Annotated in this window: 18 protein-coding genes; 6 read left to right on the top strand and 12 right to left on the bottom strand. The window is 72.2% G+C overall.

Going from position 1 to position 19,138, the window contains the following annotated elements; genetic code table 11:
* Positions 1 to 9 precede the first annotated feature (9 nt).
* A complete protein-coding gene (tsaB, locus tag ACV530_RS04885) occupies positions 10 to 678 on the bottom strand; it encodes a tRNA (adenosine(37)-N6)-threonylcarbamoyltransferase complex dimerization subunit type 1 TsaB (protein WP_494331156.1) in 669 nt (222 codons plus the stop codon).
* Positions 679 to 854: 176 nt separating this feature from the next.
* Here tsaB and ACV530_RS04880 point away from each other — a divergent pair, with 176 nt between their 5' ends.
* The gene (locus ACV530_RS04880) at positions 855 to 1,430 is read left to right on the top strand and encodes a hypothetical protein (RefSeq protein WP_494330969.1); all 576 of its coding nucleotides are present in this window, start codon (positions 855 to 857) and stop codon (positions 1,428 to 1,430) included.
* A gap of 61 nt (positions 1,431 to 1,491) precedes the next feature.
* Here ACV530_RS04880 and ACV530_RS04875 read toward each other — a convergent pair whose 3' ends face one another.
* The 4 genes from ACV530_RS04875 to alr all read right to left on the bottom strand — a co-directional run bounded on the left by ACV530_RS04875 (position 1,492) and on the right by alr (position 4,714).
* Positions 1,492 to 1,671, bottom strand: coding sequence for a hypothetical protein (locus ACV530_RS04875; RefSeq protein WP_494330968.1), 180 nt, complete (start codon positions 1,669 to 1,671; stop codon positions 1,492 to 1,494).
* A 111-nt stretch (positions 1,672 to 1,782) separates the two neighbouring features.
* Positions 1,783 to 2,340: a tRNA (adenosine(37)-N6)-threonylcarbamoyltransferase complex ATPase subunit type 1 TsaE gene (tsaE, locus tag ACV530_RS04870; RefSeq protein WP_494330967.1), complete on the bottom strand. Its 558-nt coding sequence runs from the start codon at positions 2,338 to 2,340 to the stop codon at positions 1,783 to 1,785.
* Positions 2,341 to 2,370: 30 nt separating this feature from the next.
* The gene (locus ACV530_RS04865) at positions 2,371 to 3,546 is read right to left on the bottom strand and encodes an alpha/beta fold hydrolase (RefSeq protein WP_494330966.1); all 1,176 of its coding nucleotides are present in this window, start codon (positions 3,544 to 3,546) and stop codon (positions 2,371 to 2,373) included.
* 1 nt (position 3,547) lies between these two features.
* A complete protein-coding gene (gene alr, locus ACV530_RS04860; protein ID WP_494330965.1) occupies positions 3,548 to 4,714 on the bottom strand; it encodes an alanine racemase in 1,167 nt (388 codons plus the stop codon).
* A 69-nt stretch (positions 4,715 to 4,783) separates the two neighbouring features.
* On the opposite strand from alr, the gene ACV530_RS04855 reads away from it, so the two are divergent.
* The gene (locus ACV530_RS04855) at positions 4,784 to 6,217 is read left to right on the top strand and encodes an NAD(P)H-hydrate dehydratase (RefSeq protein WP_494330964.1); all 1,434 of its coding nucleotides are present in this window, start codon (positions 4,784 to 4,786) and stop codon (positions 6,215 to 6,217) included.
* A gap of 29 nt (positions 6,218 to 6,246) precedes the next feature.
* Here the strand turns inward: ACV530_RS04855 and ACV530_RS04850 are convergent, their stop codons facing one another.
* Together ACV530_RS04850 and ACV530_RS04845 are read right to left on the bottom strand one after the other, a co-directional pair.
* Positions 6,247 to 6,663 carry a hypothetical protein gene (locus ACV530_RS04850; RefSeq protein ID WP_494330963.1) on the bottom strand — a complete coding sequence of 139 codons (417 nt, stop codon included), beginning with the start codon at positions 6,661 to 6,663 and terminating at the stop codon, positions 6,247 to 6,249.
* Between the two features lie 257 nt (positions 6,664 to 6,920).
* Positions 6,921 to 10,130, bottom strand: a complete 3,210-nt coding sequence (locus tag ACV530_RS04845; RefSeq protein ID WP_494330962.1) for an NACHT domain-containing protein — start codon at positions 10,128 to 10,130, stop codon at positions 6,921 to 6,923.
* Between the two features lie 97 nt (positions 10,131 to 10,227).
* Here ACV530_RS04845 and ACV530_RS04840 point away from each other — a divergent pair, with 97 nt between their 5' ends.
* A complete protein-coding gene (locus ACV530_RS04840; RefSeq protein WP_494330961.1) occupies positions 10,228 to 12,225 on the top strand; it encodes an NACHT domain-containing protein in 1,998 nt (665 codons plus the stop codon).
* 14 nt (positions 12,226 to 12,239) lie between these two features.
* Positions 12,240 to 12,617: a hypothetical protein gene (locus ACV530_RS04835; RefSeq protein WP_494330960.1), complete on the top strand. Its 378-nt coding sequence runs from the start codon at positions 12,240 to 12,242 to the stop codon at positions 12,615 to 12,617.
* Here the strand turns inward: ACV530_RS04835 and ACV530_RS04830 are convergent.
* Positions 12,614 to 13,009 carry a RidA family protein gene (locus ACV530_RS04830; RefSeq protein ID WP_494330959.1) on the bottom strand — a complete coding sequence of 132 codons (396 nt, stop codon included), beginning with the start codon at positions 13,007 to 13,009 and terminating at the stop codon, positions 12,614 to 12,616. The genes ACV530_RS04835 and ACV530_RS04830 overlap by 4 nt on opposite strands.
* Positions 13,010 to 13,019: 10 nt before the next feature.
* Positions 13,020 to 13,970 (bottom strand): TetR/AcrR family transcriptional regulator C-terminal domain-containing protein, encoded by a 951-nt coding sequence (locus ACV530_RS04825; RefSeq protein WP_494330958.1) that lies wholly within the window; start codon positions 13,968 to 13,970, stop codon positions 13,020 to 13,022.
* Positions 13,971 to 14,140: 170 nt separating this feature from the next.
* Between ACV530_RS04825 and ACV530_RS04820 the strand changes: the two genes are divergently transcribed.
* Positions 14,141 to 15,265: an FAD-dependent monooxygenase gene (locus ACV530_RS04820; RefSeq protein WP_494330957.1), complete on the top strand. Its 1,125-nt coding sequence runs from the start codon at positions 14,141 to 14,143 to the stop codon at positions 15,263 to 15,265.
* 6 nt (positions 15,266 to 15,271) lie between these two features.
* Here ACV530_RS04820 and ACV530_RS04815 read toward each other — a convergent pair whose 3' ends face one another.
* Genes ACV530_RS04815 through ACV530_RS04805 form a run of 3 tightly spaced genes read right to left on the bottom strand, consistent with a single transcriptional unit; the run spans position 15,272 to position 17,781 of the window.
* Positions 15,272 to 15,640, bottom strand: coding sequence for a holo-ACP synthase (locus ACV530_RS04815; protein WP_494330956.1), 369 nt, complete (start codon positions 15,638 to 15,640; stop codon positions 15,272 to 15,274).
* Positions 15,637 to 17,484, bottom strand: coding sequence for a glutamine--fructose-6-phosphate transaminase (isomerizing) (gene glmS, locus ACV530_RS04810; RefSeq protein ID WP_494330955.1), 1,848 nt, complete (start codon positions 17,482 to 17,484; stop codon positions 15,637 to 15,639). The genes ACV530_RS04815 and glmS overlap by 4 nt, the downstream gene beginning before the upstream one ends.
* A 24-nt stretch (positions 17,485 to 17,508) precedes the next feature.
* Positions 17,509 to 17,781 carry a hypothetical protein gene (locus ACV530_RS04805; RefSeq protein ID WP_494330954.1) on the bottom strand — a complete coding sequence of 91 codons (273 nt, stop codon included), beginning with the start codon at positions 17,779 to 17,781 and terminating at the stop codon, positions 17,509 to 17,511.
* A 191-nt stretch (positions 17,782 to 17,972) separates the two neighbouring features.
* On the opposite strand from ACV530_RS04805, the gene coaA reads away from it, so the two are divergent.
* Positions 17,973 to 18,974: a type I pantothenate kinase gene (coaA, locus tag ACV530_RS04800; RefSeq protein WP_494331155.1), complete on the top strand. Its 1,002-nt coding sequence runs from the start codon at positions 17,973 to 17,975 to the stop codon at positions 18,972 to 18,974.
* Positions 18,975 to 19,138 lie beyond the last annotated feature (164 nt).

The raw sequence follows: 19,138 nt of genomic DNA, 5'->3' as shown, positions 1-19,138 counted from the left end.
TTTCCGCGCTCACTTCGGGGTGACCACCTTGTAGTTGGCCGGCACCTGGGCGTCCGGGCGGCGCAGGTACAGCGGCCGGTCGGGGAGGAACTCGCCGCCCGTGCGCAGCTTCTCGGCGGCGAGGGAGGCCAGGGCGCCCGCCGACTGGTGCTGGGGCATGTCGGCCCGTACGTCCGAGAAGGCGTCGGCGTAGAGGACCGCGCCGGCGCCGACGGCCGTCAGTCCGGCCAGCGGCTCGGTGAGGTCGGCGGGACGGTCGACGGCGGGCTCGGTGACGCGGGTTCGCGGATCCGCGTACCGGGCCCAGTAGACCTCCTTGCGGCGGGCGTCCGTGGCGACCACGAACTCGCCGGTGAGCCCGGCCTGGCCGGCGGCGTAGGCGAGGCCGTCGAGCGAGCACAGGCCGTGCACGGGGACGTCCAGCGCGGCGGCGAACGTCGCGGCCGTCACGATGCCGACGCGCAGGCCGGTGTACGGGCCGGGGCCGACGCCCACGACGATGCCGGTCACCTCGGCGAGCTTGTGCCCCGTTTCGGCGAGGACCCGGTCGACGGCGGGCAGCAGCAGCTCGCCGTGCCGCCGTGCGTCCACCTGGTGCGACTCGGCGACGACGGATTCCCCGTCGTGCAGGGCGACGGTGACGGCAGGGGTTGCGGTATCAAGAGCGAGCAGCAGCACAGTGACAAGCCTACGGCGCGGCATGGGGCGCCCGGTGCGCGCGTTCGCCGCCTGCGGGGGCATCTCGGGGAGCGCGGCAGGAGCGCGTCCGGGTGCTACGGTCAGCCGCACAGCCGTACGCCGCTTGGCCGTACCGGCACGTACCGGCACTTACGCAGGACGAAAGGGTGCGCAGCGTGGCACGCAGCAGCTCCGGGATCATTGTGGCCGGGCTCACCGCGGGAGCCCTGGCCGCAGTCGGTTTCCTCGCCTACCAGGCATCTGCCGCACCCGACAAGCCCGTCGCCAAGCCGAAGGCCGCTGCCTCCGCGCCCGCCTCGGGGCAGGACAAGGACAAGGACAAGGCCCAGGAAGCGGCCAAGGCGAAGACCGCGCTGCCGCAGGGCTCGGGGAGCGGGAAGCGGGTCGTCTACTCGCTGAGCGGGAAGCGGGTGTGGCTGGTCGGCGCGGACGGCAAGGCCACGCGGTTCTTCGGGGTCACGCCGAGCTCGGTGAACCCGGCGACCGGCACGTACTCGGTGACCACGCGCAGCGCGACCGGTACTGGTTCGGACGGGGTGCCGATCGAGCACGTGGTGCGGTTCGGCCGGGACGCGGCCGGGGTGGTCTTCGGCTTCAGCGCGGCGGTGGACGGGTCGATGCCGGACCCGGCGTCCACGAAGAAGACGGGTGCGGTCCGCGAGACCCCCGCGGACGGGCAGGCGATGTGGGTCTTCGCGGTGAGCGGCACGAAGGTGATCGTCGTCCCGTAGTAGGACGTCAGTACGCGGTCACTCGGATGGGCTAATTCGGAGTGCCTGTCTCAGCCGCTGCTCAGGCCGCGCGGCGCTCGTCTTCCGGCTCGGGAGAACGGTCGTCCTCCGCCTCGCGCGGAGCGGGCGGCGGCGTGGAGATCGCGTCGGCGGCGGCGCAGGCCGCGAGGAGGTCGCGCATCGAGGGGGTCCGCTCCTCGGAGCGGTGGTCCACGGCGGCAGCGGGTTCTGGTGCCGACATGAGTGCCTCCTGGGGCAGGTGGGCAAGGTTAGGTAGACCTAACCGTGTCTCTGTCCTCCATGTGACCACGCCCGGACGTACGCGCGCAACATCTTCCCGACATCCTGTCGGTTAACCGAGAGGCGACAGGTCCACGCCCGCCCAGCGCGGGCCCATGCCGGTCACGGTCACGACGCGGACGTCGTCCGCGGACGCGTCCTCGGCGGCCGTAACCGCAGCGTCCGCGCCCACCGCGCGCTCGATGACGACCCGGAGCCGCTCCTCCGACAGCTCCTCGACCTTGCCGTCGCCCCACTCCACGACGGTCACCGACTCCGGCAGCGAGACGTCGAGGTCCAGGTCCTCCATCTCGTCCAGCCCGCCCGACAGCCGGTAGGCGTCGACGTGGACCAGCGCGGGGCCGGAGCCGAGGGACGGGTGCACGCGCGCTATCACGAACGTCGGCGAGGTCACCGCGCCCCGGACCCCGAGCCCCTCCCCCAGGCCGCGCGTCAGCGTCGTCTTGCCCGCGCCGAGCTCGCCGGACAGGAGCACGAGGTCACCGGCGCACAGCAGCGGCGCCAGTCTGCGGCCCAGTTCCCGCATGTCCTCGGACGTCTTGACAGTCAGCTCGGCGGAAGCGGAGGCAGAGTCGGACGCGGAGGCGGAGGCGGAGGAAGGGGCGTTCATACCGCCCGATGGTACGGGGCGGTACGGGCCTCAGCCGCCGCCCTGCGCCCCGGCGGCCCGGTCCTGGAGCGCCCCGCCCGCACCGGCGGCGGACAGCAGGGTGAACAGCCGGTCCTCGACCGTGGCGGGCCGTTCGAGCAGCACCAGGTGGCCCGCGCCGGGGACGATCAGCAGCTCGGCGTCCGGCAGGGCCGCGCCGATGGCCTCGCTGTGGGAGGCCGGTGTGATCAGGTCCTTCTCGGCGCCGAGGACGAGCACGGGCATCTCCCGGAAGGCACTGAGCGCCTCGGTCTTGTCGTGCTCGAAGAAGGCCGGGCCGAACTCGGCGACGACGTCGACCGGCGTCGCGTCCAGCAGCCGCTCGGCGAACCGCGCCACCCCCGGGTCCACGTCCTTGGAGCCGAACGAATAGCGCCGGTAGATCCCGGCGAGGAGGTCGGCGGTGACCCGCCGCCCCTTCTCGATCAGCTCGGTCCGGTCGGTCATCAGCCGGAACGCACCCGGCAGCACCGCCCGCCGCACCACGTTCATCCCCGCCGCCGGCAGGCCGAAGGTGGCCTCGGTCATCCGGCCGGACGAGGTGGCGATGAAGGCCGCGGCGACGACGCGCTCCGCGATCAGCCAGGGGTACTGCGCCGCCAGCGCCATCTGGGTCATGCCGCCCATCGAGTGCCCCACCAGCACCAGCGGGCCCTCGGGCGCGGCGGCGTCGATGACCGCCTTGAGGTCGCGGCCCAGCTGGTCGATGGAGACGGGGCCGCTCCTGGCGTGCTCGGAACGGCCGTGGCTGCGCTGGTCCCAGAAGACGGTGCGCACGACGCCGCGCAGGGCGTCGCGCTGGAAGTGGAAGGCGTCCTGGTTCAGACAGTAGCCATGGCTGAAAACAACCGTCACAGGTGGTGCGGAACGCCGCCCGAAGCGCCTTGTGCGCTGGCTTGAATCGGCCTCTTCGATCTCGTAGTACAGCTCGGTCCCGTCCTCCGCGACCGCCGTCCCCGGGGTGCCGCGCAAGGTGCCGTACGGGCCCGCGGTGTCCAGTGCCAGCCGTGCCTTGCGGCGTATGCCGCGCCCCACCGTCAGCCGTTCGACGGCGACGCCCGCCGCCGCACCGGTGATGAGGGCGCCCACCGCGGCGCTCGCGAGGCCCGCGCCCCGCACCCATCCGACGGTGCCCGTGACCCTGCCGGAGCTGTCACCCTCGGTCATGTCATTCCCCCGTGTCCTCGCCCTCTTCGTGGTCTTCACCAACGTAGACGCGAGGTACCCGCGCGGTGATGCGTGTCACCACTTCGTAGGCGATGGTTCCGGTCGCTCTTGCCCAGTCCTCGGCGGTCGGTTCGCCGTTGTCGCCGGGGCCGAAAAGCACCGCCTCGTCGCCGGCCTCGGCCGTGTCGCCGCCCAGGTCCACGACGAACTGGTCCATCGCGACCCGGCCCGCGACCGTCCGCCACTTGCCGCCGATCAGCACCGGCCCGGTGCCGGAGGCGGCGCGCGGGATGCCGTCCGCGTAGCCGACGGGGACGAGCGCGAGCGTCGTCTCGCCGGGCGTGTGGTAGCGGTGCCCGTACGAGACGCCGTGCCCGCCCGGCACCCGCTTCACCGAGGCCAGCGAGGCGGACAGCGTCATCACGGGCCGCAGCCCGAGCTCGGCGGGGGTGCCGAGCTCCGGGCTCGGGGATATGCCGTAGACGGCCACGCCGGTGCGCACCAGGTCGAAGTGGCTCTCGGGCAGCGTCAGGGTCGCCGGGGAGTTGGCGATGTGCCGGACCTCGGGCCGGATGCCGTACCGCTCCGCCTGCGCCAGCGCCTCGCGGAACGCGGTCAGCTGGGCCTGGATCGAGGGGTGTCCCGGCTCGTCCGCGCACGCGAAGTGCGACCAGATGCCGGTGACGCGCACGGTGCCGTTCTCCTCCGCCTCCCGGGCGGCGGCGAGCAGCTGCTCCCAGTCGGCGGGCTGGCAGCCGCTGCGGCCCAGCCCGGTGTCGATCTTCAGCTGGACGCGGGCGGTGCGCCCGGCGGCCCTGGCCGCTTCCGTCACTTCCTCCAGCGCCCACAGCGCGCTGGCCGAGACGTCGATGTCCGCCTCGACGGCCTCCCGCCACGGCCCGCCCGGCGTCCACAGCCAGCACATCACCCGGCCCGTGTCCCCCGCGGCGCGCAGCGCGAGCGCCTCCTGCGGGGTGGCCGTGCCGATCCACTCCGCACCGGCCTGCCGGGCGGCCCGGGCGCAGCGCAGCGCGCCGTGCCCGTACCCGTCGGCCTTCACCACGGCCATGAGCCGCGCCCTGGGGGCGCGGGCCCGCAGGGCACGTACGTTGGCCCGCAGGGCGGCCAGGTCGACCAGGGCACGGGCGCGCATCGGTGTCTCACTCATCCCAGCCAGTGTCTCAGGCCACTGAGGACAGGGGTGCGGGCAGGACTGGCCCGTGGGGAGACTGGCCCTATGAGAACCGGCTACAGCGTCGAGACCGTACGGGCCGCGGAGCGTGCGCTCATGGCCGAACTCCCCGAGGGCGCGCTGATGCAGCGCGCCGCGGCCGGCCTCGCCGCCGCCTGCGCGGACCTGCTCGGCCGCGTGTACGGCGCGCGGGTCGCCCTGCTCGTCGGCAGCGGCGACAACGGCGGCGACGCGCTCTATGCCGGTGTCCGGCTCGCCCGCCGCGGTGCGGGCGTGACCGCCGTCCTGCTCCACCCCGAGCGCGCGCACGGCGCCGGGCTGCGCGCCCTGCGCGCCGCCGGGGGCCGGGTGACCGACGCGGCCGGGGGCGTACGGGCCGTCGAACGCGCCGACCTCGTCCTGGACGGCATCGTCGGCATCGGCGGCAAGGGCGGCCTGCGGGCGGAGGCGCTGCCCGCGGTACGGGCCGCCGAGGGCGCCCTGGTCGTCGCCGTCGACCTGCCGAGCGGCGTCGACGCCGACACGGGCGAGGTCCCCGGCGACGCGGTGCGCGCCACCGCGACGGTGACGTTCGGCGCGTACAAGCCCGGCCTGCTCATCGACCCCGCCCGCGAACACGCGGGCGCCCTGCGCCTGGTGGACATCGGGCTCCGGCTGCCCGGCGAGCCGGACGTGGAGGCCCTCCAGCACGCCGACGTCGCCGCCCTCCTCCCCCGCCCGTCGGCGGAGAGCGACAAGTACCGGCGCGGTGTCGTCGGCATCGCGGCCGGTTCGGCCCGCTACCCGGGCGCGGCCGTGATGGCCGTGGCGGGCGCCCTGCGCGGCGGCGCGGGCGCGGTCCGCTACGCGGGCCCGGCGGCCGACGCCGTGATCGCCCGCTTCCCGGAGGCCCTGGTCACCGCGGACTCCCCGGAGAAGGCCGGGCGCGTCCAGGCCTGGGTCGTCGGCCCCGGCCTGGGCGACGGCCCCGAGGCCCGCCGGGCCCTCGACGACGTCCTCGCCTCGGACGTCCCGGTCCTCGTCGACGCGGACGGACTGCGCCTGCTCACCCCCGAGGCCGTACGCGCCCGCACCGCCGAGACCGTCCTCACCCCCCACGCCGGCGAGGCCGCCGCCCTGCTGGGCCTCGCCCGGGACGAGGTCGAGGCCGCCCGCCTCGCCTCCGTCCGCTCCCTCGCCGAGCGCTACGGCGTCACGGCCCTCCTCAAGGGCTCCACCACCCTGATCGCCTCCGGCCACCGCCGCACCGTCCGCGTCAACCCCACGGGCACGAGCTGGCTCGCCACCGCCGGCAGCGGCGACGTCCTCAGCGGCCTCGCGGGCGCACTGCTCGCTTCAGGCCTCCCGGCCCGCGACGCCGCCTCGGCCGGCGCGTACCTGCACGGCCTCGCGGCCCGGCACCTCGGCACGGGGCCGATCACGGCGATGGGGGTGGCGGAGGAGCTGGGGGCGGTGTGGCGGGATGTGGTGGCGGGGTGAAGGTGCGGGTGTACGGAACTGCCTGGTGGTCAGGAAGCGACCCCGCCGAAGCGCGAACGGCCAGGCCTGCCCTTCCCGAGGAGTTGAGAGACCCGCTGCGGGCTCACTTTGAGTACAGCGGCGATCTCGCGCCCTGACAGCCCCAACGCATCCAGGCTCTGCGCCACTCTCCGCCGCTGCGCGGCCGCACGCTCCTGCGCGGCCTGCGCTTTCTGATCGGCGTCGCGGAGCTCGACGAGTTCGCCGTCCACCCCGGCCCCGATCTCCGGCGTCACGGTGACACCGAAAGAGTCGGCTGGAATATCGAGCAGCAGGGCAACGTAGTCACGCACCATCGCCTCAGCGTCGAGCAGCGTCCCGGACTGAGTGACACCGACGCCTTCGATATGAAGCTCCCAGCCGCGCTTCCAACGCTTGGCGACGGCCTCGTATGTCGTGCGGGTCATTTCGTCCACCCTTCCGGCAAGCACTCGAGCTTCGCTATTGCATCATCGATGACTCCCGGCGAGACATGGGCATGTCCAGGGATCGGAACCATGTGCTTCTCGCACGGGCGGACCCATTTGCTGTGCGGGCCTTTGTCGGGAGTCTTCTTGGCGCAGCCAGCGGCCCGGAGTTTGCGCTCCAGGACCCGGCGCTTCATCGAAGGCGTCACACTCCAGCAATCTAGCCCCCTAGATGTTCAAATCAAGGCGGGCTAGATTCACAGCCCCGGCTGGTAGTGGACGAGTTCCGTACCCGCCGGAAGGCGTTCGGCGCCCAGGACCGGGCCGGAGTGCTCGATCTCGACCATGAGCAGGCGGCCCATCGCCCGCAGCGGCGCCAGGTCCAGCGGCTCGGAGGACGGGGACGGGGAGTGGATCGAGAGCAGTTCGAGGTGCGGGTAGACCTCCGGCAGATAGGTCAGCCCGGCGAGGCGGGTCGGGCGGCGCAGGATCAAGTGGGAGACCCGGGGCAGGGGCTCCGCGAGTTCCAGGAGGCGCAGGTCCTCGCGCGTCACCTCAAGGGTGGTGAGCCGCGGCAGCGTGGCCAGGGGCAGCTCGTTGCGCTGGGCCTTCCAGGCGTCGAAGGTCAGCGTCCGGAGCGCGGGGTGGCCGTGGAGTACCGGCATCTTCAGCACGGACGGCCCCCCGCCCAGCACCAGCTCCTCCAACCTCGGTGGCAGCACCGGCAGTTCGGCCAGGTCCGTCCATGACCACTTCAGGCTCAGGTAGCGCAGCCGCCACATGAGGGCCAGCGCGGCCAGACCGTGCGGCTCCCTGGCCAGCTCCAGCCGGAGCTTCTCCAGGGCCTCGCCGTTGAGCGATTCCAAGTGCGCCACGCTGTCGCTGTTCCTGAGCCGGAGCGTGCGCAGCGGCGGGCAGGCCGCGAAGACGCGCAGGTCGACGACGCCGCCGTGGTCCTGGATGGACAGGTCCCTCAGGGCCGGCGTGGCGACCTGCGCCAGCTCCTCGCCGGTCAGGTGCCCCCGGCACCACACCTCGGGCCGCCCGCCCAGCCGCTTGAGCTCCGCCAGATGCGCGCCGGACTTCGCGAGGAACGCGAGCCCGTCGTCGTACGTGAGCCGGCCGATCACCGCGTCCGCGTACTCTTCTGTATCGAACCTGTCCCAGGACCACGCCAGTTGAGCCCGTACGAGCCGCGACGGGTGCTCCGCGTACTGGGCGAGCAGTGGGATCGCCCGGTCGTCGGCGACTGTCGTCGCCGCGACGACCACCGCGTGCGCCTGCTCGTTCGTGAGCCGCTCCGGCCCCGGCAGCAGGTCGAGGACGACCGGCCCCACCTCCGCCAGCGCCTTCGCGGACTCCGTGTCGCCGGGCGGTACGAGCGCGAACGCCGCCTCCTCGACACGGACCCGCACCGCCGGATCCAGCTCGGTCGCGTGCTCCAGGCAGGCCGCCGCCAGCAGGTGCAGCCGCCACCGGTGGCGCTTCTCGCGGTCACCCCGCTCCAGCAGCTTGCCCAGCAACTCCGCCCGGGCCCGCGGCGGGGCGTGGCCGACGGCCATGCGCAGTACGTCCTCCCACTGATCGTCGTGGGCGTGGTTGACCAGCAGGTCGAGGTCCCAGTCGTCGACGGCGGCCTGTGCGCCGAGATAGTCCTGGAAGGTGCGGTGGATGAAGTCCAGCGTGTCGTCGGTCGGCTTGCGCAGCAGCCCACTGCGCAGCACCAGGGACTCCAGGATCGCCTCCGTGCTCCCGCGCGCGGCGACGGCCGGCATGGCCGGGAGTGCCCGCTCGAGGATCTCCACCGCCTTGTGCCAGTCGATCTCCGAACGGCCGTTGCGGATCAGCCAGTAGGCGATCTTCTGCAGCAGGGCTGTCTGCTGTGTCTTCTCCAGCAGGACCGGGACCTCGCGCTCGCGGTCCCGGCGTACGAGCATCAGCTCGAGCGCGGAGTTGTACAGCTCCATGCGCCCGTTGGGGAGGTATCCGTTCCGGTCACGGTTGAGGGCGCAGATCAAGGCGCACATCAGGGGGTTGGTGGCCAGCCGGCCGAGGTCCGGTTTGGCGACGACCGCGCGGGTCAACGCGTCGCACAGCTCATCAGCCGCCCCAGCGGCCTCGTGCCACCGGGCGATGAACGCCCCCACATCGCTCCGGCTCATCGGCAGCAACTCCAGCTCGGCGAAGCCGAGATCCGCCAGCCAGCCCTCGCGCACGGCGGACGGCCGGGTCGTGACCACGTACCGCGCCTCCGGGAAGGCGGCCAGCAGCTCCTTGAGCCAGGCCAGGGTGCGCCGCCGGTCGGCCTCGGGAACCTCGTCGACGCCGTCGACGAGCAGCAGCACCCTCCCTTCGTCGAGCCGATCGGTGACCCATCCGTCGGGCGCCTTCTCGAGGGGACGGGCGGCCGCGCGCAGGAACTCCTCCGGGCCGGGGAGACGGCCGTCGCGGACAAGCGTCCGCAGAGAGAGGGTCAGCGGTACGCAGCCCCGCAAGTGGCCGAGTTCCGGCGGCAGTACGTCCCGGGCGGTGAGGGTGGCGAGCCACTGAAGCAGCGTGGTCTTGCCCGAACCCGCGACACCGCGCAGCAGGACGCGTCTCCGCCCCGACAGCGCCTCCTCCGCACGCTGCGGCTCGGGCGGCACCGGTCCGCCGTCACCGGTCAGCTCGAGGCTCAGGTACGCCGTGTCGAGCGGCCACCGCTCCGCCCCGGCATCGGCGAGGGTGAGGCCGACGATCGTCAGCGCATCGGCCTTCTTGACGAGGAAGTCGCGCAGCTTCCGCTCGAACCGTTCGGCCTCGCTCTCCTCCGGCGGTACCAGCGTGCGGGTCCTGCGCCAGTAACTCACCAGCCCGAACGCGTCCTTGGCCCCGGGCGCCGAGAGCAGCACCACCGTCGGCACGACGGTCAGCCGTGCGTGCCCCCAGCCGAACGGATCGGCGCACACCACCCCGACGAGCGCGTCGTCCACGAAGACGGCGGCACCGGACATCCCGGCCCAGGGCGATCCGCCGTCCGCGAGCGCCGCCGGGGCGCCGTGCTCGACGTCCAGCGCGCTGCGCCCGGTGAGCAGCCCGCTGCCGGGCTTGAAGGTGCCCACCACGTGCTCGCTGTCGAGTTCGCCGTCGTCCGCCCGCTGCACCTGCGGGAAGCCGATGGCCTGGGCCCCGGGCCAGGCCCGTAGCTCGGTGGCGAACCCCCAGACGACCGGCTCCGATTCGAGGTCCACCCCCTCCGGGATCAGGCTCCGCTCGGCGGCCAGCAGCGCCGCGTCGCAGCCCGCGCCCTCCCGCGCCCACACCACCCGGCAGCTCACCCGGCCGACCCCGCCGGGCACGACGACGTCACAGAACTCCCTGTCGACCGCCAGATGCCCGGCGGTCAGCACCAGGTTCCGCGTCAGCAGATAGCCGCTTCCCTGCCCGCGGCCGAACACCGCTGCGACACGCTCCTTGACCGGGTGCACGGGCCCTCCCCCGAAATCTGCAATCACCGGACCGCACACACCCGCCGTCCGTACGATGCGTCTCCTCCATACCGAACGCCCGCCTTGGAGAAGCACATTGACCGATGGGCCGGCCTTTCGCGGCAATACGTTCAACGCACCGGTGCAGGCCGGCGGCGGCACTCAGAACATCAGCTATCCCACCCATGTCGTCAAGACCGCGGCAACGCCTGTGGAGGACGCGGCCGAGTGGCTGGCGGACGAAGTCCGGCGGCAGTGGGAGGCCGAGGCGGAGATCCGCAGCCTCTACGACCCCCAGCCGCTGCCCGTCTCCTGGGTCACGGCGGACACCCGGCTCACCGAGGAATGGGCCTATCTGGAACGTGACGCCGCCGACCGCCCGGGCGGCCCCGTGGCGCCCAGATCGGCGTGGGCGTCCGGGCCCGCCGAACTCGCGGGCTCCGGAGGGCAGATCACCGAGGTACTGACCGAGCGCGTACCCACCGGCCGCCTGGTCGTCCTCGGCAGGCCGGGGACGGGCAAGAGCATGCTGCTCGTCCGTCTCGTCCTCGACCTCGTCGCCCGCCACGTCCCCGGCCGGCCGGTCCCCGTCCTGGTCTCCGTCTCCTCCTGGGACCCCCGGGCCCAGGACCTGCGCAGCTGGCTGCTCACCCGCATCGTCCTCGACCTCCGCCGGGACGGCGGCCCCACGGACGACCAACGCACCGAGCGCGTCCGCGTGCTGCTCGACCGGCACAGGATCCTCCCGGTGCTCGACGGGCTCGACGAGATACCCCGGCCCGCCCGGAAGCACGCCCTCAAGGGGATCAACGACGCGTTGCGTGCGGACGAGCAACTCGTGCTCTCCTGCCGCACCGAGGAGTACCGCGAGGCCGTCAACCAGGCACCGGGGCACACGGTGAAACTGCGCGGCGCCGCGGGCATCGTGCTGTGCCCGCTGAGGACCCAGGACGTACGGGACTACCTGCGGCGCGGCGCCGGCGGCGAGGCCGGTGCCGCCCGCTGGGCACCGGTCTTCGGCGCCCTGGAGAGGAAGTCCCCCGTGAACCGCGCCCTGCGGACCCCGCTGGCCGTCAGCCTCGCCCACACCATCTACAACGGCCGGGGAACACCTCCCGACCCGGCCGAGTTGTGCGGCCTCACCGCTCCCGACATCACCCGGCAACTCTTCAAAGCCTTCCTCCCCGCCGTCTATCGCGGCCAGGAGAGGAACCGGGTCCGGGCGGAGAAGGCCCTCGTCTATCTCGCGCAGAACCAGGAGACCCACTTCGGCGGCAGCTCCGACATCGTCTGGTGGCAACTCACCATGCCGGAAAGGCCGCTTCGCGCCCTGCTCGGCACGGCGCAGGGAGCCGTTTCCGGAGCCGTGATGGGTGTCAACTCGGTATTCGTGGCCTTGGTCTTCCACTTTCCGCTGTGGCTCGGCTTTCTCGCCGGCTTCGCTCTGGGAGCGCTGATCGGCGGCAGTATCGGGGCCATGATGGCCGGAGACGACCTGCGCAGCCGGCTGGCCCCCATCGCCGGGATCCGTGTGACCCGGGAGGGCCTTGGAAAAGCACTGCCCCGGGCCCTGGCCGCAGGGGTCGGGGCAGAAGCCGTCCGAGGCCTCCGGATAGGGATCGCCTTCGGCCTGATAGCGGGGTGTTCATCCCTCGCCTGGTCCGGGATCATCAGCCGGAAGGCCGATGTGGAGGCGGAGACCAAGGCGGGGACTCTGCTCGAACGGCAGCGCGGCGTCGGCCTGAAGACCCTTGCGGTGGTCGTACTCGTCACCGGGCTCGTCGTCGGGGCGGTGACCGTGCTGGGCGCGGGACCGCTGGGCGAGAAGATGACGCTCGCGAAAATCATCTCCAGGGCACTCACCAGCGCGCTGACGACGGGGATCGGCCTGGGCGCCCTCATCTGGTGCTACGAGTCCACCTGGCTGCCGTTCCTGATCACCCGCGGCTATCTGCGCGTACGCCGCGGCGTGCCGTTCGGGATCATCGCCTTCCTCGCCGACGCGCACGAGAAGCGGGGAGTGCTACGACGGGTCGGGGCCGTCTACCAGTTCCGGCACGCGGAGATGCAGCGGTACTTGGCGACACGAGACTGAGGAATCGAGGAATCATGGACGCGGAACTCACGACGCTCGCCGCGACGGCGGCCACCACGCTGGTGTCCGTACTGGTCACCGACGGCTGGAAGCGGATCAGCAAGAAGGTCGCCGGGGCATTCGGCAAGCGGGCGGAAGAGGTCGCCGGCGAGCTGGAGGAATCCCGGGCCGAACTCCTCGCCCCGGACGGCGACTTCGCGGCCGACGTGGAAGCGGAGTGGCGTTCGCGCTTCCGTCGGCTGCTGGCGGCACATCCCGAGGCGGCGGAAGCCCTCCGGGACATCCTCGGGGAGAACGGAGCCGGTGACCACGTCACCTTCCGGAACAACACGTTCAACGGCCCCGTGCAGGGCAAGGGCGTTCAGCACATCACGTACCGCACAGAGCCCTAGACCAGCGCGAACGCCTCGACCTCCAGCAGCAGTTCGGGCCGGAAGAGGGCCGACACCTGAACCGCCGAGCTCGCGGGCGGGCGCTCCGTGTCGACATGCTCGTCGCGCGCCGCGCGGATCGCGGGCAGGTGGGCGACGTCCGTCACGAAGTAGGTCAGCTTGATGACGTCGCCGAAGCCCGCACCGGCCGCCGCGAGGCAGCGCCGCAGGTTCTCGAAGACCTGGCGGGCCTGCGCCGCCGGGTCGCCCTCGCCGACGACGTTGCCGTGCTCGTCGAGCGCGACCTGGCCGGATATCGCCACCATGCGGCCCGTGCCGGAGACCACGTGGGCGTAGCCGTTGCCGGGGGCGACGCCCTCAGGGGCAGAGATGTGCGTGTGCTGTGTTGTCATGAGGGCATCTTCACGCACGGGCCGCATGCCGGTCGATCAAGTTCCCGATGCCGTCCAGCAGCGGGCTCAGGCCGAACTCGAAGAGCTCGTCGAGGCGCATGTCGTAGCCGCCGACCACGTCCACGGCTGCCATGACCTTCGCGAACGCCGGATACCGCTTCGAGACCGTCATCGCCTCGAAGGCCGCCGCCTGCTTGTCCATCCACTGGTCCTCCGTCAGGCCGGTGGATGCCTCGGCCTGGGTCTCGCGCTCCAGGTGGACCGCTATGCCCTGGACGTGACAGTAGAGCAGCGCGTGCAGGGTGAGCGCGGTGATGGGGTCGAGGCCCGCCTCGTCGAAGGCGTCCAGCAGCCACTCGGCGTGGTCCATCAGGTTCGGCAGCATCAACGGCCGGGTGAGCGAGCCGACATGGGCCAGCCACGGGTGCCTGCGGTAGAGAGACCAAAGGGTGCGCAGGCACAGTTCGACGCGGGGGCGCCAGCCGGCCGGGGGGTTCGCCGTGGGGTACGACACCTCGCCGTACACCGTGTCGGCCATGAGCAGGACGAGCTCGTCCTTGCCGTTCACATGGCGGTACGGGGACATCGTGGCGACCCCGAGCCTGGTCGCCACACCGCGCATGGACAGGGCCGCGAGGCCTTCCGCGTCGGCGATCTCGATCGCGGCCCGTACGACGCGCTCCCGGGTCAGCTCCCGTTCGGGCGCCGCGGCGACGGGCGTCCGGCGCCGGGGCGGCTCCGGCTCGGCGACCACGTTGCCCACCCGCGGCCGGGCCCGGACGAGCCCCTCCTGTTGCAGCGCGGTCAGGGCCTTCGCGGCCGTGGCGAGGGCGACGCGCCACTCCCGGGCGAGCTGCCGTGTCGAGGGAACCCGTTCGCCGACGGCGAGTTCACCGGCCGCGATGCGCCGCCGCAGGTCCGCGGCGATCCGGAGGTAGGGCGGATCGGTGAGAGGGGTCACAGTCGTCTCCTCGCGCTGGCTGTACTAGGACATTAGCCAGCAGGGCGAACGCTGTCCAGGGGTCGTCTGACCTAGTACAGGAACAAAGAAAGGGCAGTTGGCGGGGTGTTCCGTACGCCGTACATTCAGTGCTCGAACAGCGCGTACACCGTACAGACAAGGAGCCCCCCATGGACCCCATGGCGCGGAAGACCGTTCTCGTCTCCGGCGCCGGCATCGCCGGCCCCGCCCTGGCCCGCCTGTTGCACGAGCGCGGCTTCGCGCCCACCGTGGTCGAGCGCTCCCGCGCCCTGCGCCCCGGCGGGCACGCGGTCGACATCCGTGGCGTCGCGCTCGAAGTCATGGCGCGGATGGGGCTGTTGGAGGAGGTACGCGCACGGCGCACCCGGATGCGGGGCATGTCGATGCTCGACCGCGACGGCAAGGAGATCAGCCGCAGCACCGAGTACGCGCTCAGCAGCGGCCGGCTCGACAGCGAGGACGTGGAGATCCTGCGCGAGGACCTCGTACACCTGCTGTACACGCACACCCGCGACGACGTCGAGTACCTCTTCGGCGACAGCATCACCGGGATCGAGCAGGACGAGCACGGCGCACACGTCCGCTTCACACACGCCGCGCCCCGCACCTTCGACCTGGTCGTGGGCGCCGACGGCCTGCACTCGGCCGTGCGCGGGCTGGCGTTCGGGCCGGAGGAACGGTTCGTCCACCACATGGGCATCCAGCTGGCGGTCTTCACCGCGGACAACTTCCTCGGGCTGGACGAGTGGCAGGTGTGGATCCACGAGGCAGACGCGGGCTACGGCATCTACACGGCACGTGACAACACCGAGTTGAGGGTCTCGTTCGGCTTCGCGTCGGGCCCGCTCGCGTACGACCACCGCGACACCGAGCAGCACAGGCAGCTCATCGCCGAGCGCATCGAGGCCTTCGGCTGGCAGGCCGGGCCGCTCGTCAAGGCCCTGCGGGAGGCACCCGACTTCCACTTCGACGTCATGGCCCAGACCCGCATGGAGCGTTGGTCGCACGGCAGGGTCACCCTGCTCGGGGACGCGGGCTACTGCGGCTCGCCGCTGTCGGGGCAGGGCACGAGCATGGCGCTCGTGGGTGCGTACGTCCTCGCGGACGCCCTCGGCCGGGCCGGAGGCGACCACGAGGCGGCGCTCGCCGCGTACGAAGCGCGGCTGCGCCCGTTCGCCGAACTCAACCAGGCGCTCGCCACCGAGAACCCCGGCGGCCCCGCGTCCGAGGAATCGGTCGAGCGCGCCAAGCACGCGATATCCCTCGACGCTTGATAGGCGTCACGCCTCGGCGACCACCACCGCCGAGGCCACACCGGCGTCATGGCTCAGCGAGACGTGCCACGACCGTACGCCCAGCGCCTCGGCCCGGGCGGCGACCGTGCCCGTCACCGTGAGCTGGGGCTGGCCACTGTCCAGCGTGCTCACCTCGGCGTCCGTCCACAGCAGGCCCGGCGGGGCGCCCAGCGCCTTGGCCAGGGCCTCCTTCGCCGCGAAGCGGGCCGCGAGCGAGGCGATGCCCCGGCGCTCACCGCTCGGCAGGTACAACTCCCGCTCCAGGAAGAGCCGTTCGGCCATCCCCGGGGTGCGCTTGAGCGCCGCCTCGAAGCGGTCGATCTCGGCGACGTCGATGCCCACGCCCACGATCATTCGACCGTCACCGACTTCGCCAGGTTGCGCGGCTGGTCGACCTCGTTGCCCCGGGCCGTCGCCAGCTCACAGGCGAAGACCTGGAGCGGGACGGTCGCGACCAGCGGCTGCAGCAGCACCGGGGTCACGGGGATCTCGACCAGGTGGTCGGCGTACGGGCGCACCGCCTCGTCACCGCGCTCCGCGATCACGATCGTGCGCGCACCGCGGGCCCTGATCTCCTGGATATTGGAGACGATCTTGTCGTGGAGCACCGACCGCCCGCGCGGCGACGGGACGACCACGACGACCGGCAGGTCCTTGTCGATCAACGCGATCGGGCCGTGCTTGAGCTCGCCGGCGGCGAAGCCCTCGGCGTGCATATAGGCGAGCTCCTTGAGCTTGAGCGCGCCCTCCAGGGCGACGGGATAGCCGACGTGGCGGCCGAGGAAGAGGACCGTGTTCTTGTCCGCCAGGGAACGGGCGAGCTCGCGCACCGGCTCCATGGTCTCGAGGACCTCGTCGACCTGCGTGGCGATCTCGGACAGTTCGCGGATCACGGACCGGATCTCGTCGCCCCACTTGGTGCCGCGCACCTGGCCCAGGTAGAGGGCCACCAGGTAGCAGGCCACCAGCTGGGTCAGGAACGCCTTCGTCGAGGCGACCGCGACCTCGGGCCCGGCGTGGGTGTAGAGCACGGCGTCCGACTCCCGCGGGATGGTCGAGCCGTTGGTGTTGCAGATGGCCAGCACCTTCGCACCCTGCTCGCGCGCGTGCCGCAGCGCCATCAGCGTGTCCATGGTCTCGCCGGACTGCGAGATGGCGATCACCAGCGTGCGCGGATCCAGGATCGGATCGCGGTAACGGAACTCGCTCGCGAGCTCCGTCTCGCACGGGATGCGGGTCCAGTGCTCGATCGCCAGCTTGGCGATCATCCCGGCGTGGTACGCCGTCCCGCACGCCACGATCACCACCTTGTCGACCTCCCGCAGCACGGACGCGGGGATGCGGACCTCGTCCAGCGACAGGTCGCCCGCGCCGTCGATGCGGCCCAGCAGGGTGTCGGCCACGGCCCTCGGCTGCTCGGCGATCTCCTTGAGCATGAAGTAGTCGTAGCCGCCCTTCTCGGCGGCGGAGGCGTCCCAGTCCACGTGGTACGCCCGTACCTCCGCGGGGGCGCCGTCGAAGTCCGTGACGGTCACGCCGTCCCGGCGCAGCTCGACGACCTGGTCCTGGCCGAGCTCGACGGCCTCGCGGGTGTGGTCGATGAAGGCGGCGACGTCGGAGGCGAGGAAGGACTCGCCCACGCCGACGCCCACCACGAGCGGGGAGTTGCGGCGGGCGCCGACGACCACGTCCGGGTCGTCCGCGTGCACCGCGACCAGGGTGAAGGCGCCCTCGAGACGGCGGCAGACCTGGCGCATGGCCTCGGCCAGGTCGCCGCAGGAGGAGAAGGTCTCGGCGAGGAGGTGCGAGACGACCTCGGTGTCGGTCTCGGAGCCGAGGTCGTGGCCGCGCTCGGCGAGCTCGGCCCGCAGCGCGGCGAAGTTCTCGATGATCCCGTTGTGGACGACGGCCACGCGCCCCGCGTTGTCCAGGTGCGGATGGGCGTTGACGTCGGTGGGGCCGCCGTGGGTGGCCCAGCGGGTGTGGCCGATACCGGTCTGGCCGGACGGCAGCGGCCGGCTCGCGAGCTCCTTCTCGAGGTTGGCGAGCTTGCCCGCCTTCTTGGCGGCCGCCAGCCCGCCGTCGGCCAGCACCGCTACGCCGGCCGAGTCATAGCCGCGGTACTCCAGCCGCCGCAGCCCCGCCAACACGACTTCGAGGGCGGACTGCCCTCCCACGTACCCAACGATTCCGCACATGCAGTGCAGCGTACGGGTGGATCATCAGTGCCCGCGCTCGATCCGGTCGATCGCGTCCTGGACGAGCTCGAGGTACTCGACCTCCTCGCAGCGCGGCTTGCTGCCCAGGTGGTACTGGTCGAGGCAGTCGCCGAGATCCTGCCCCAGGTCCTCGTCCGGCAGCTCGTCGCCGAGCTCGACGCGCACCCGGTCGGCGAACGCCTCGTCCGCGACGGGCACCGCGCGCGCACCGCGGCGGCGGAAGAGGCGCCGGACGGACTTCCGGGCGAGCCGGAGGACGAGAAGGAGTACGAACACGGGGTCCCTCGCATGGTGCGGGCCGGGCCGGGGCTCGGACCGTATTCCTGACCCGCGAGTAGGTACAGGCTCCGCGCGAGAACTTCACCCCGGCATTCCCCCGTACGTGCCCCCGCCCGCCACCCCCTGAAACCCCGGGTAACACCCGAACCCCACACCCCACAGTGACCTCCATGCGTCACCCACGCACAATGGGGCGCGTGCCGACGACCAGAGAGCAGCCGCAGCAGCCGCAGCAGCGACGCCGCCCGGGCGACTCGTCCCCCTTCGTGGACCTCACCCGCACGGAGTGGAGCGCCCTGCGCGAGAACACCCCGCTGCCGCTGACCGCCGAGGAGGTCGAGAGGCTGCGCGGGCTCGGCGACGTCATCGACCTGGACGAGGTCCGGGACGTCTATCTGCCGCTCTCCCGGCTGCTGAACCTCTACGTCGGCGCCACCGGGCAGCTGCGGGGCGCGCTCAACACCTTCCTCGGCGAGAAGGGGACGCAGCGCGGCACGCCCTTCGTCATAGGCGTCGCGGGCAGCGTCGCGGTCGGCAAGTCGACCACGGCCCGGCTGCTGCGGGCGCTGCTGGCCCGCTGGCCCGAGCACCCTCGCGTGGAGCTCGTCACGACGGACGGCTTCCTGCTGCCCAACGCCGAGCTGCACCGGCGCGGCCTGATGTCCCGGAAGGGGTTCCCCGAGTCCTACGACCGGCGGGCCCTGACGCGCTTCGTCGCCGACGTGAAGGCGGGCAAGGAGGAGGTGTCCGCGCCCGTCTACTCCCACTTGATCTACGACATCGTGCCGGGCGAACGGCTCACCGTGCACCGCCCGGACATCCTGATCATCGAGGGCCTCAACGTCCTCCAGCCGGCGCTGCCGGGCGAGGACGGCCGTACGCGGGTGGGGCTCGCGGACTTCTTCGACTTCAGCATCTACGTGGATGCGCGGGCCGATGACATCGAGCGCTGGTACTACGAGCGCTTCAAGAAGCTGCGTGCGACGGCCTTCAAGGACCCGGACTCCTTCTTCCGCCGCTACACGGACGTGTCCGAAGAAGAAGCGCTGGCGTTCGCACGCCGAAACTGGCGCACGATCAACAAGCCGAACCTGCTCGAAAATGTGGCCCCCACGCGGGGCCGCTCCAACCTGATCCTCCGCAAGGGCCCGGACCACAAGGTCCAGCGGTTGTCGCTGCGGAAGCTGTAGGTGCCCCGGTCCCGCCCTCTCCCCGTCTCCTGGGGCTCCGCCCCAGACCCCCTTGTCGCGGCTCCGCCGCTCGTCCTCAATCGCCGGACGGGCTGAATTTCAGCCCGTCCGGCGATTGAGGACAACCGCGCGAAGCGCGGTTTCGGGGGCCCGGGGGCTTGCCC

This window comes from Streptomyces sp. SX-6 (assembly GCF_059089585.1).
This window is presented reverse-complemented; position numbering and strand designations above follow the sequence as displayed.